12 protein-coding genes and 1 pseudogene are annotated in these 12,530 nt (G+C 59.7%); 6 read left to right on the forward strand and 7 right to left on the reverse strand.

The window, feature by feature from the left end; translation table 11 throughout:
* Window positions 1-107 precede the first annotated feature (107 nt).
* Window positions 108-1,091 (forward strand): glycosyltransferase family 32 protein, encoded by a 984-nt coding sequence (locus H4I99_RS20230; RefSeq protein WP_246225544.1) that lies wholly within the window; start codon window positions 108-110, stop codon window positions 1,089-1,091.
* Between the two features lie 4 nt (window positions 1,092-1,095).
* On the opposite strand, the gene H4I99_RS20235 is transcribed toward H4I99_RS20230, so the two are convergent.
* Together H4I99_RS20235 and H4I99_RS20240 are read right to left on the reverse strand one after the other, a co-directional pair.
* Complete coding sequence (locus H4I99_RS20235) at window positions 1,096-1,824, reverse strand: polysaccharide deacetylase family protein (RefSeq protein WP_163898744.1); 729 nt, start codon at window positions 1,822-1,824, stop codon at window positions 1,096-1,098.
* Window positions 1,821-2,912 carry a glycosyltransferase family 4 protein gene (locus tag H4I99_RS20240; RefSeq protein WP_163898872.1) on the reverse strand — a complete coding sequence of 364 codons (1,092 nt, stop codon included), beginning with the start codon at window positions 2,910-2,912 and terminating at the stop codon, window positions 1,821-1,823. Before H4I99_RS20240 ends, H4I99_RS20235 begins: the two co-directional genes overlap by 4 nt.
* A 185-nt stretch (window positions 2,913-3,097) precedes the next feature.
* Between H4I99_RS20240 and H4I99_RS20245 the strand changes: the two genes are divergently transcribed.
* From H4I99_RS20245 to H4I99_RS20260, 4 genes are all read left to right on the forward strand, one after another.
* Window positions 3,098-4,438 carry a nucleotide sugar dehydrogenase gene (locus H4I99_RS20245; protein WP_163898747.1) on the forward strand — a complete coding sequence of 447 codons (1,341 nt, stop codon included), beginning with the start codon at window positions 3,098-3,100 and terminating at the stop codon, window positions 4,436-4,438.
* 2 nt (window positions 4,439-4,440) lie between these two features.
* Window positions 4,441-4,920: a class I SAM-dependent methyltransferase gene (locus H4I99_RS20250; RefSeq protein ID WP_163898749.1), complete on the forward strand. Its 480-nt coding sequence runs from the start codon at window positions 4,441-4,443 to the stop codon at window positions 4,918-4,920.
* 554 nt (window positions 4,921-5,474) lie between these two features.
* A complete protein-coding gene (locus H4I99_RS24830) occupies window positions 5,475-5,531 on the forward strand; it encodes a hypothetical protein (RefSeq protein ID WP_343055469.1) in 57 nt (18 codons plus the stop codon).
* Window positions 5,532-5,771: 240 nt separating this feature from the next.
* Window positions 5,772-6,686, forward strand: a complete 915-nt coding sequence (locus H4I99_RS20260) for a helix-turn-helix domain-containing protein (RefSeq protein ID WP_163898751.1) — start codon at window positions 5,772-5,774, stop codon at window positions 6,684-6,686.
* Window positions 6,687-6,723: 37 nt separating this feature from the next.
* Here the strand turns inward: H4I99_RS20260 and H4I99_RS20265 are convergent, their stop codons facing one another.
* From H4I99_RS20265 to H4I99_RS20285, 5 genes and pseudogenes are all read right to left on the reverse strand, one after another.
* Window positions 6,724-8,370, reverse strand: coding sequence for an MFS transporter (locus H4I99_RS20265; RefSeq protein WP_163898753.1), 1,647 nt, complete (start codon window positions 8,368-8,370; stop codon window positions 6,724-6,726).
* A gap of 69 nt (window positions 8,371-8,439) precedes the next feature.
* Window positions 8,440-8,874 carry a DoxX family protein gene (locus tag H4I99_RS20270; protein WP_163898756.1) on the reverse strand — a complete coding sequence of 145 codons (435 nt, stop codon included), beginning with the start codon at window positions 8,872-8,874 and terminating at the stop codon, window positions 8,440-8,442.
* A 14-nt stretch (window positions 8,875-8,888) separates the two neighbouring features.
* Window positions 8,889-10,865, reverse strand: a complete 1,977-nt coding sequence (locus H4I99_RS20275; protein ID WP_163898759.1) for an amidohydrolase — start codon at window positions 10,863-10,865, stop codon at window positions 8,889-8,891.
* Window positions 10,865-11,125 carry a XapX domain-containing protein gene (locus tag H4I99_RS20280; protein ID WP_163898762.1) on the reverse strand — a complete coding sequence of 87 codons (261 nt, stop codon included), beginning with the start codon at window positions 11,123-11,125 and terminating at the stop codon, window positions 10,865-10,867. The genes H4I99_RS20275 and H4I99_RS20280 overlap by 1 nt, the downstream gene beginning before the upstream one ends.
* A gap of 87 nt (window positions 11,126-11,212) precedes the next feature.
* Window positions 11,213-11,323, reverse strand: a pseudogene (locus H4I99_RS20285) (hydrolase); the annotation flags it as partial.
* A 285-nt stretch (window positions 11,324-11,608) separates the two neighbouring features.
* Between H4I99_RS20285 and H4I99_RS20290 the strand changes: the two are divergent.
* Entirely contained in the window at window positions 11,609-12,529 is a 921-nt protein-coding gene (locus H4I99_RS20290; RefSeq protein ID WP_163898768.1) for a helix-turn-helix domain-containing protein, read from the forward strand.
* Window position 12,530: the final 1 nt, after the last annotated feature.

Below are 12,530 nucleotides of genomic sequence, written 5' to 3' on the forward strand. Positions count from 1 at the left end.
CTCCCTGTCCATCACGAAGATGCGGCGTGGCGACCGGCGCAAAAGCTTGCAGCACGATCCGTTTTGCCGATAGACCTGCGGCGGGAAAGATCGTCCGGAGACAATCAGTGAACAGCAAACGCGACGCCAGAAGCCTTGCCCGCGAGACCATCGCCCAAAGCCTGGAGCTGGCTCGCAGCGGCCGGTTGGAAAGTGCCCGCCGCACACTCGATCGTCTCGCAGCCAATCATGCCCTGCTGGAGGTGGCCGAACTCGGCCCGGTTACCATGCTCGGTCTGCCGCGCAAGCTGCATTCGGCCTATCTGAAGCTTGCCAAGATCATGAATGACCCTGTGCGGGTCGCCGGTCTGCAATCAACACTCGCACCGCCGCTGGACCTGCTCGCCGGTCTCTTCGCCTTCGACGGCGAACAGCGTCGACAAATGACTAGGCTTGGCGGGGAGCGAGCACCATCTGTTCTGCATCAGATATGGCTCGGCACCTTGCCCGTGCCGCCCGCAACGGAGGCGTGGCGACAACACTGCAAAAGCCATGGCCTGGAATATCGTCTTTGGCGCGAGATCGATCTTGCTGCAGCGGGCTACGACAACCACCCGAGCTTTCACGACATGTTGGCGCGGGGCGACTATCCCGGCGCCGTCGATGTCGCGCGCTACATGATCCTTGAGAGATTCGGTGGAATCTATCTTGACTGCGACTGGTATCCTGCCCGCGACGATCTGAGCTTTGCCGATTACTTGCCGCTTACCGGCATCTCCGTTCTGGCTGAAGACATACCGCGCAAGACGAAGACGGGTAGCCTGCTGCTGGCCAATTCTTTCATTGCAGCACCAGCTCGGCACCCGGTTTTCTCGCGGATCGTGGAAGCCATGCCGCGCGTCATGGAACTGCTCCCGAGAGCGCCTGCCTGGTGGTCTACAGGGCCTCTGATCTTTACTCTGGCCTGCCGCGGCACCAGCGTTTGCGTCGCCGAAGCCGGTTTCGTAAGTGCCGATCTGCCACGACAAGCCCCCTTCGAAACGCTCGAGACGGCACGTCGAAGCGCAGTCAAGCGGGATGGTGGCCTGCTGATAGGCTGGAAGTCCTGGTAGAGAATTACGAAACCACCACCGGATCTATCCAGACGCTCGCAGAATGCCCGCTGGTCACCTCGAAAAGCTCGTTGAGAAACGACCACACCAGTTCGTCATGCACGAGATGATGGGTAAGAACCCCGATGACAGGAGGTCGATCTTCTCGAACAATCCAGTCGGCGATCTCACCGAACAGAATTTCGGCCGGTCGTCCGCCCCGCGTCCCGTGCCAGTCCATGACATCGACATGGGTGTTGACCAGATGGATCGGAGAAGCCGAACGCTCCTTGCCGAATATCGACAACGACGTGAAACCGAGCGACGTCAGGGAGGACAGAAGGTCTTCGTCGATACGGTTCCACGGCGGTACAAGCATCGGCCTGAAGCGCGATCCATGCAACTTAGCCAGCTTGGAGAAGCCGGCCTCTAGCTCGCCAAGCACCGTCTCTCTTGGACGATGTCGCCCGAGTTCCTGCTTCTTCTCACCCGCAGGGGCGTAGTTGTGATGAGACCAGCCATGAACTGCAACCAGAGCATGCGGCTCGTCCGCAAGCCTTTCGGACAGTGGCTCACCGGCATTTTCCGGAATGACCGCAACGATCGCGGGCACGGAATACGCTTTCGTCAAGGCCATCAGGCGGTCAAGCGCGGGCGACGGCTCGACGGCGTCGTCGTCACGCAGCCAGAGTTGCACCCGGTCTCCCGCGGTCGAGACCTCGTCCAACGCCTTAAGCAAGCGGGCTTTCGTCATAACGGATACTCCAGCGCTGGAACGAGTACTTCCGAAAGGCGGCGGGCCATGACCGGCAACGAACGCTCCTCAGACACGAAACGGCGGGCGGCATTAGACAGGAGCAGGCGTCGGGATTCATCGGCTAGCAGGGAGGCGACTGCATCGGCGAAAGCGCGCGGATCGCGCGGCGACACAAGCAAACCGGTCCGGCCATGCTCCACGACCTCCGGCACGCCGGCGACGTGTTCCGCGACCACCGGGAGACCGGCTGCCTGCGCTTCGAGATAGGCAAGCCCATAGGCTTCGCCGTGACCAGGCCAGACAAACACCGAACCCGCAGACAGGACCTCGGCCACTTCTGCACTCGAAAGCTCGCCAAGCCATTCGATCCGCCCCGGTGCGAACCTTGAAAATAGGGCTTCCACCGAGACTCGTTCGGGACCGCCGCCAACGATAGAGAGCCTCCAGTCGCGGTCCGCAACCAGTGACATCGCTTCGGCGAGCGCCGTGTAACTGCTCATCTTGTCGCCGGGACGCATCATCGCGACCGTTACCAGACGGCCAGCCCTTGGAATCGAAGGTCGCGCGATGAAGGGTGAAGGATCGATAAAGGGAGCGATACGCGCCAGCCTTGCATCCGGCACCGCCTCTGCCAGACCGACCCGATCACGTTCGGTGAAGCAAAGGTTGACCCCGGCCAAACCAACCATCTCCCTCAACATTTCCTGATGCCGAGCCCAACAACCAAGGTTCCGACGATGGGAATAGGAGGCCTCTGCGGTGGCATAGGGCAGGCCGAAGCGTCGGCAGAGATCGGGTCCAATGAGATCCGGCGCCTTGTAATAGGGATGGTAGCAGAACCACATATCGGGCGGCCCGTTCTGTTCCCATAGCCTTGAAAGCCGCTCCCTTTCCTCCTGCGCTGCATTCTCCAGTCCCGGTATCATAGTTTCTGGCGTTGCATGGAATGTCCGCAATTGCGAGGCGAGCGTGACCTCGTTTCCCCCCTCCTCCAACGCGCGAAGCAGTTGGCGCGCCATCAGCCGGTCACCCGAGGGAACGGGATGGTCTGGGGATTTCAGGGGGGCATAGAAGGCAATCCTCATGTCCGCCATAGAGCCTGACCGAACGCCCGATGCAAGAGGCAGCAGCAAGAACCCGCACGCTTTCCGGCGTCAGACCGTCGCATCACGCGATTGCGAATGCCAGTGAGAAAAGCGCGCCCTTGACAGGTGGGCAGCGGGAACGCAAGTGACTGACTGACATTCCTCCCACGGAGTTCTTCCCACCGATGTCCACCTCTCCCGTTGCGACCGAACTTCTGCAGGCAATCCAGTCGAGACGCGCCAAAGCCGCCGTCATCGGTCTCGGCTATGTCGGTCTGCCACTCGCCATGAGCATGGCGAGAGCGGGATTTTCGGTCACCGGCTTCGACATCGATCCAGGCAAGATGACGGCGATCCAAGCCGGGCAGAGCTATATCGAGGCCGTCCCTGATCACATTCTGCAGAAAGAATGCGCAGAAGGCCGATTTTCCGCGACCTGTGAATTTGCACGTCTTGCCGAATGTGACGTAATCGCCATCTGCGTACCGACGCCTCTGACACGCCATCGCGACCCTGACCTGTCTTTCATCGAGAATACCTGTCGGCAGATCGCCGCGACGCTCCGGCCAGGCCAGTTGATTTCTCTGGAATCGACCACCTATCCTGGCACCACCGAAGAGGTCGTAAAACCCATTCTCGCGGCCACCGGCCTCAAGGCCGGCACGGATTTCTTCCTCGGTTTTTCACCCGAACGGGAAGATCCGGGCAATCGCGACTTCGACACATCGACCATCCCCAAGGTGGTAGCAGGCGACGGCGAGGATGCACGCGAGTTGATGACGGCATTTTACGGCGCGGTGGTCAAGACGATCGTCCCAGTCTCGACAACGGCCACCGCCGAGGCGGTCAAGCTAACCGAAAACATCTTCCGCGCAGTCAACATCGCCCTCGTCAATGAGCTGAAGCTGGTTTACGACGCCATGGGCATCGACATTTGGGAAGTCATCGACGCAGCCAAGACCAAGCCATTCGGCTACATGCCCTTCTATCCGGGACCAGGCCTTGGCGGTCATTGCATTCCGATCGACCCATTCTACCTGACATGGAAATCGCGGGAATATGACACGCCCACCCGCTTCATCGAACTCGCTGGCGAGGTCAATACGGCCATGCCCCATCATATCGTGGAAAAGGTCGCCGAAACGCTTGACCGCAAAGCCGGCAAAGCGCTCAGCCGCTCCCGTGTTCTTGTCATCGGTCTCGCCTACAAGAAGAACGTGCCCGATATTCGCGAAAGCCCCTCGCTTCGCCTTATGGAACTGCTAATCGAACGCGGCGCCGAAGTGGCCTATCATGACCCCTTCGTTCCCGAAGTACCTAAAACGCGCGAGTATGCCGATCTGATGGGCCGTCGCAGCGTCACATGGAACCGGGAAACAGTTGAGGGCTTCGACGTGGCCCTGATTTCAACCGATCACGATTCCATTGACTATCAAGCACTGGCCGACTGGTGCCCCCTGATCGTCGACACCCGTAACGCACTTGCCCGCCGCAAGGTCGAGGGCAGCATCATCGTAAAGGCCTGACCATGAGCCGTCTTGACATGTTCATAAAGCGGATGAGCGCCCAGCGCGATCTGCTTAACCTGATCCGCGACCAGAACCTTCTTCCGGAAGGCCCGATCATGGAGGTCGGTCTCGGTAACGGACGCACTTACAGCCACTTGACCGAATCCTTTCCGGATCGCCGGATCATCGTGTTCGATCGGCACGTTGCCGCGCACAAATCGTCCATTCCGCAGGAAGAAAACCTCGTCGTCGGCGAGATCCGCGAAACGGCACGGGACTTTATCGGCAGCGAGGCTGCGCTGGTGCATGCCGATATCGGCACTGGATATCCCGAAAAGGATGCGATTGTTATGTCATGGCTACCTGAACTGGTGGCAGGTATGCTGCGCTCCGGAGGCTATGCCGTCAGCGGGCTCGCGCTCGATCACCCGCAGCTCGAGACGTTGCCGATACCAGTTCATATCGAGCCGGGACGCTATTACTTTTACCGGAAGATCTAAAAGCCCGGAATGCTTTGCCCGAGTTCAGCTGCGGAAGCAACGTGTTCTGGAGGCTACTGTTCCCGCCGCCATATGCTCGGCGTTTTGCCCGTGTTTCGTCGGAAAATCCGGAAGAGATGTGCCTGATCGCCCAACCCGCGGTCCAGCGCGATTTCACAAGGCGGCGCATCGCTGCTCAGCCGTACCTTGGCATGATCGACGCCGGCGTTTCCAGAATGGTCAGCGCCTTCTTTAACGAGCTCAGTGGCGCTCACGACACCCATTTTGAGATAGAGGGGCGCCATTCGAAATTCTACTGTCGGTCCGCGACAATACACGTCGGCCTTACCGGGGGCATGCCTCGGTACGATTGCCGTCGCCGGACGGATCCGCTTAGCCTGCGATTCTCCGCAGACCCTGCATTGCGCTTCCATCACAGTCGTGTCTGAAATTTTCGTCACACTGAACCGAACTGAAAAGGAAATCATGTCCGAGGGTCACGTCGTACTCGCTCGGGAAGGGAACTTCGAAGCCGCTACAACGCACTTTCCGCGCGCGAGAAAGAAATCATGGCGATGGCAACCACGGGCCTCATGAACAAGCAGATCGCGGGGCAAGTCGGTTTGAGCTAAATCACCGTTAAGATCCAACGCGGCAAAATCACCCCTAAGATGATGGCACGACCTTTGCCAAACTGGTGAAAATGGCTGAAAGTCTTGCCATTTCCTTGCCAGACGGTAAGAAATCCGGGGATCCTCGACGGTCGCCGTCTGCAGCGCCATGGGTTTGAGTTTTGACAATTTTCTCCCGGTGTGAGCGTAATATGCGTCGTAACGCATAAATATCGCTGTCCTCCTTTGAAAGACAAAACCATGGCTCTCGGATCACACGGTACTGGTTTGCCTGGGCCCGGAAAGGTGGACGCATTCGGCTGCCAATTGGGCAAGCTTGAGGATGATCGGCAGATCATTAGCGACAATCTCGCTTATTATCGCAAATCATCGACGAGCGCCGCACCCGGTCAGGTGGCGACCCCTGCCAGCGATCGCGGCTATCTCATTGGAGTTTCATTGAAGGCCGGGCACCGCCGGCGCATCTTCAGCGAGCATCATTCGAGACTTTACGAATTCGAGCAGCATTCGATCTACCTGCGTAGTTTCGCCGATTCATACAAGGCTGACCTTTCCGGCGCATTCGGTTTCATCCTGATGGAGCTTTCGTCCGGCGATCTGGAGAAGCTGGCAGATGGGGCCGACGCCAGCGGAGTATCGGAGCTCTCGCAGGTGGTCGCCGAACACGATCCTGTTCTCGGCGGCATGGCGCAGGCGCTGTTTTCCTTCGCCGATGTAGAGCCGCATCCGAGCTCCCTTTTTGTGGAGCAGATCTCTTCCGCCATCGGCCTGCACCTGATCGCACGCTACGGCAATGGTCGTATACGCCGGACGAACAAACGCGAAGCGCTTTCGCAAGACGCCGCGACACGGGCGAAGGACATGATGCTGAGCCGGCTCGATGGCGGTATCTCGCTTGATGATGTAGCGACCCGTTGCAATCTCTCGCGTATAGCCTTCATCCGCGCCTTCCGCGAAACGACCGGAAAAACGCCCGGTGAGTGGCTGGCCGAACAGCGCCTCCGTCAGGCCTGCGATCTGCTCTGCTCGTCGCCCCTGTCGCTGATGGAGATTTCAGCCGCGTGCGGATTTGCGGATCTCACGCACTTCATGCGCGCGTTCGCCGCGGCAAAAGGAACCTCTCCTGCCGTCTGGCGTCGCGCTATCCGCTCTTGAGTGCGATGCGCGGTCCACAAGTCGCGCGCCAGCTCCGTCAGGTTCCGGGAGTTACCACGTCATCTCTGTATCTCCTGCCGTGCGCCGACGGGCTTGCCGCGAGCAGGTGCCGAACCTCCGGCTTGCCGGGCCCGACATGATAACGCACCACATTGCTCTGCAAGTCGGCATCGCTGTGCGATACCCGCTTGTGCTGCCGCAGATGCTCCGCCCAGGATTCCACGAAGAACCACTCGATGATCGCCGCAGGGTCGGCCACATCTTCCGTGATGCCCCAGTTATAGGCACCGTCCCGACGACGCTGATGGGAGAAACGATTTAACGCGTGCAGAAACGGCTCGCGCTCGGCGGGATCGATGCGATATTCGATGAGGATCAGGACAGGCCCGCGATCCTGCTCGACGGGAGCGGCGATCAATGGTTCGGGCCAGTGGTTGGATGGCACGAGATCGGCTTCGCCGCGCGGTAGCTTGAACCGGTGCATGACGATGCCGGCGATAACCAGCGCGGCCGCCGCCACAAGCAGGGTCTGCGGCACACCGATTGCTTCGGCGACCAAACCCCAGATCAGGCTGCCGGCAGCCATGGCTCCGTTGAACACCGTCAGATAAATGGCGAGGGCGCGGCCCCGCACCCAGTTCGGCAGTATGGACTGCGCAACGCCGTTCAATGTCGTCAGCGCGACGATCCAGGCGCTACCGAGCAACAGCAGGAGAAGAATAGCAAGCCATTTGGGAGGAGCGAAAAAGAGCGCCGTCATGACGGCTGCCGTCACCAGCACCGAAAGAAGGAGGAGCCCGTCAGAATCGAGACGCTGCCGCAAACGAGGTAGCAGGAAAGCACCGCATATTGCGCCGGCCCCCACGGCTCCGAGCATTACGCCATAAAAGCCGGCGGTGCCGTTAAGAAGGTTCCTCGCCACGAGCGGCAGTAGCGCCCAGACGGCACTTGCAAAGGCAAAGAAGATTACGGCACGTAAAAGAACGACATGCAGTTCGCGGCTCGCCCGGGCATAGCGCAACCCGGCGCGGAAGGCGCCTGCAAAATGCTCCGACAGCTCGTCACGGTCCTGCGCCGGGCGTTTCCACCAGACGAGCGCTGCGATGACGAAGACATAGCTGAGGACATCCGCTCCATAGGTGAAGGCCGCACCGACTGCGGCCAGCAGAAGACCACCGGCAGCGGGACCGATGGCGCGCGCGATATTGATACCAAGCGAGTTGAGCGCGATCGCGCTCTTTAGATCCTTGCGATCCACCAGCTCGGGCACCACCGCCTGCCAGACGGGGGCGACAAGAGCCGCGCCTATACCGCCGATGAAAGTCAGGCCAACCAGCGCCTCGATGGTCAGAAGCTGGAAGTGGGAGAGCACCATCAATGTCGTGCTGACTGCAGCGAGGAGAAGCTGAACCGAAATCAACAGCTTTCGCCGGTCGAGGATATCGGACAGCACGCCTGCCGGAATGGCCAGCAGGAAGATCGGCAGCGTTCCAGCAGCCTGGATCATGGCCACGGCAGCAGGTGCAGCTGAAAGATCAGTCACCAGCCAGCCGCTTGCTACATCGCGCATGAAGCTGCCGGTGTTGCCGAGAACCGTGGCTCCCCAGAGGACGGCAAATACGGTTTGCCGCAGTGGCGCAAAACTGCCGCCCTGTTCAGCGGGAGGCGTGGAGTGCCCGGTCATGATTTATCTCCTACGAAGTCTGAACGTAATCAGGGCCCGAACGTGATCGAACCCGCTTGCATTGTTGGCTCACGAGCGACGGGCGAGATCATGCCAGGCCACAAGCACGAAGGCACCGGCAAGGCCAAGATGTTCGAAGAAGCCGTTCATCGCCATCGAACTCTCCATGCCCGGCGGCAACTCCCAGAAACGGAGAGCCAGAAACGTGGCCATCACGGTGAAGATCGCAAGCGCCAGCCCGCCCGCCCAGCGAAAGAAGCCGGAAAGGATGAGCGCGGACATCGAAAGCTCGAAGACGATCACGGCGACTGCAAAGAAGGGCGCGGGCATAAGCCCGAAATGCTCCATCTCGGCCAAGGCGCCCGGAAAATCGAAGATCTTCACCAGCGCCCCCTGAATATAGGCCGAGCAGAGCGCCAGCAGAGCCAGAAATTCGACCGGTGCCGTGGCGATGATGGATCGCACCTTGCTGGCGATCCCCGTTTCGGAATGCGAAAAATCCATGGTCCACCCTCCCGTCATACGGCCCAGCAGGCGCAACCGAGCGCACCGAAGAAACCGCGAAGATCGGAGGCTGGCGAGTTCGATGCCCAGGCACGTGCATGGTCGTGACCATGGACATTGCAATTGTTGGCGCAGCCGCAGGTCGAGATCGCCATGCGCCGCAGGGAGTTCTTTCCGGCACCTTCCGGCTCACCCCAAGCGGCATAGCCCTTGAAGCTGCGAACCGGCGACCAGTCGGGCATCGCCGGCGGCACATCGTTCTCGTCGAGATCGGCGAAATCACCGGCACCGTAGACGATCCTGCCGCCAACCATAGTGAGTTCCGAGGTGAGGAAGGAAATCTCGTCTTCCGCGCAGGAGAAGAAGTCCTTGTCCGGCACCACAAGATCGGCGAACTGGCCCTTCTCGATGCGGCCCTTCTTGCCTTCCTCGTTGGAGAACCATGTGACGTTTTCGGTCCACATGCGCAGCGCCGTTTCACGATCGAGGCAGTTGGCGCGCGGATAGAGTTGCAAGCCCCCGACCGTCTTGCCGGTCACCATCCACGAGAGCGAGACCCAGGGATTGTAGGAGGCGACCCGGGTGGCATCCGTTCCGGCGGAAACCTTCAGCCCCTTCTCCAGCATGCGGGCGACCGGCGGCGTTGCCTCCGCCGCGCGGTTGCCATAGCGCTCCACGAAATATTCGCCCTGATAGGCCATGCGATGCTGGACGGCGACACCGCCGCCAAGCGCCGCAATACGATCGATCGAACGCTCGGAGATCGTCTCGGCGTGGTCGAAGAACCAGTTGAGACCCTCGAGCGGAACGTCCTCGTTGACTTTTTCGAAAACATCCAGCGCGCGGGAGATCGTCTCGTCATAGGTGGCATGCAGGCGCCAGGGCCAGCGGTTCTGGGCCAGAATGCGCACGACCCCTTCAAGTTCACCTTCCATTTCCGGCGGCATGTCAGGACGAGGCTCGCGGAAATCCTCGAAATCGGCAGCAGAGAAAACCAGCATTTCGCCGGCGCCGTTGTGCCGGAAGTAGTCGTCGCCCTGCTTGTATTTCACGGATGACGTCCATTTCAGAAAGTCGTCCTTTTCCTGCTTCGGCTTCTGCGTGAAGAGGTTGTAGGCAAGACGGACGGTCATGTGGCCTTCGGTGGAAAGCTTCTGGATGACCTCGTAGTCGTCGGGATAATTCTGGAAGCCACCACCCGCATCGATCACGCCGGTGATGCCGAGGCGGTTCAGTTCCCGCATGAAATGGCGCGTCGAATTGACCTGATAGTCGAAGGGCAGCTTCGGCCCCTTGGCGAGCGTCGCGTAAAGAATGCCGGCGTTCGGCTTGGCGAGCAGCAGTCCGGTCGGATTGCCGTTGGCATCCCGGAAGATCTCCCCGCCCGGCGGGTTCGGCGTGTCCCTAGTATAACCGACAGCGCGGAGTGCGGCGCCATTCAGGAGCGCGCGATCATAGAGGTGCAGCAGGAAGACCGGGGTATCCGGGGCAATGGCATTGATCTCGTCCAGCGTCGGCAGACGCTTTTCGGCAAACTGGTGTTCGGTGAAACCGCCGACGACGCGCACCCATTGCGGCGCAGGCGTGATAGCTACCTGCCGTTTCAGCATGTCCATCGCGTCGGCGAGCGAACGTACGCCGTCCCACCGCAGTTCCATATTGAAATTCAAACCACCTCGAACGACGTGCGTGTGATTGTCGATAAGGCCAGGCAATACGCGGCGGCCTTTGAGATCGACGATCCGGGTATCCGGACCGGCAAGCGCCATGATCTCGGCATCCGTGCCGACCTCTTGGAAGGCACCATCCTGAATGGCGACGGCGGTCGCCGAGGGATTGTTGCGGTCGAGCGTTGTGAAACGCCCGTTGTGAAGGATGAGATCGGCAGTCATCGGACGAGGCTCCGTATTGTGTTGAGATTGTGCAGCGGTTCCGCCTGCCAGCGCGAGGGCAGCGGCCGTTCCGCCAAGAAACTTGCGGCGCGTCGGCATTACACCGACGTCCGGTCGCTGGGCTTTTCACCCTTCGGCAGGTGACCGAACACATGCGGCTTAACCTGATGAAGCCATGAATGCGCAGCCGTTTCGTGCGTCCATAGCATTTTAGCGAGCGGAACAATCTGCTCACCCACGAGAATGCCGAGAAGACCAACCAGAGCCACCACCGGAGGTGCCGGCGAAGGCACATTGAGAAGGCTGTAGACGAACCCGACAAGAAGGCCCGCACCGAGTGAGAGAAGATAGACTTTCATCAAGGCTTCCTTTGGTCATGGATACCCGATCATTCCGCAGTGAGCAGAAAGGTCGGAGCGGTCATGGGCTCAAAGCCCCTCGGATGCGCCGAAGCCCTTGGACGCGTTGGCGACGAGCGTTGCATTATTGCGCCGGAAGACGGCGTCCACGGACTTCGTCGCAAATGACATCTGCGACTGGAAATCGATCATGATCAGCGTGTGATCCTTCGGTTAAACCATAAGGCTACCGGGAGGCGGCGTGGCGATCATGGTCGTTCTCCTTGAAAAGGGATATGGCCGACTGGGACTTGTGACGGCAGGATGGCCGAACCCTCCGCATCTTTCTTGTTTCAAACGGCGGAAATTTGGATATTCCGACTGCGCTGCGCCGCTAAGGTTCACCGCTTCGATAAAGACCCACTCGGAAAGCGCGAAACTGCTACCTGCACTTCAATCCTGCAACGATGTCGCATCATAAGAATAGAAATAGAGAGAGGATCTATGCAGCGAAGCACGTCTGGAAAAAGCACGGCAAGCAACCAGTACATGGACTATCTGCGAGTGGAGTCCGCAAAGGCGGTGAAGACTTCGACACTGTCCAAAAGCGTGATCACCGCGACGCACCTTTCGAAACATGCGCCCAACCATGGCTATGTCGATCAGCACGTTACGGAAGACGCATTCCTGCTTTCCGTCCAGTTGAAGGATTATCACGGAGACTTGTGGGTCGATGGGCGAAACGTGGTGTTTCCCATGTCCCGCCGGGGCAACTTCACCTTCTACGATTACAACCGTATCTGGCAAGCCGACATGAAATCGGCCTTTGACTGCCTCAATTTTCACATTCCACGTGCCGCCATCACAGCGCTTGAAGCCGATATCGGAACGAAGCGGATCGAGACGCTCAATATCGCACCGGGAGCAGACATCGACGATGCAACGGTGCGCGGCATCGCGGCAGCCTTATTGCCTGCGGTCGCCTCTCCCTCCTGCGCCAGCAGCATCTTCGTGGACCATATCTGCCTGGCACTATCGCTGCATCTTGCCGTAACCTACGGGGGCGCAATGGCTCTAAGGCCGGTTCATAGCGGCGGCCTTGCACCATGGCAATTGAACAGGGCGATGGAGATGATGGATGCACATTTGAACGGCGAACTGCCTGTCGCAACTATCGCGCAGGCGTGCGGACTTTCTCCGGCCTATTTCACCCGCGCCTTCAAACAATCGACCGGCTTTCCTCCGTACCGATGGATGACCCGTCGACGTATCGAAAAGGCCATGGACCTTATGCGCAACACGGTGTTCTCACTGAGTCAAGTGGCTTATGCCTGTGGCTTTTCTGATCAGAGCCACTTCACCCGGGTGTTTTCCGGAGCCACAGGTATGGCACCCGGACAATGGAAGCGCCAAGCGCTTCGATAGG

This window comes from Paenirhizobium daejeonense, from assembly GCF_014280875.1.
Taxonomy (GTDB): domain Bacteria; phylum Pseudomonadota; class Alphaproteobacteria; order Rhizobiales; family Rhizobiaceae; genus Allorhizobium; species Allorhizobium daejeonense.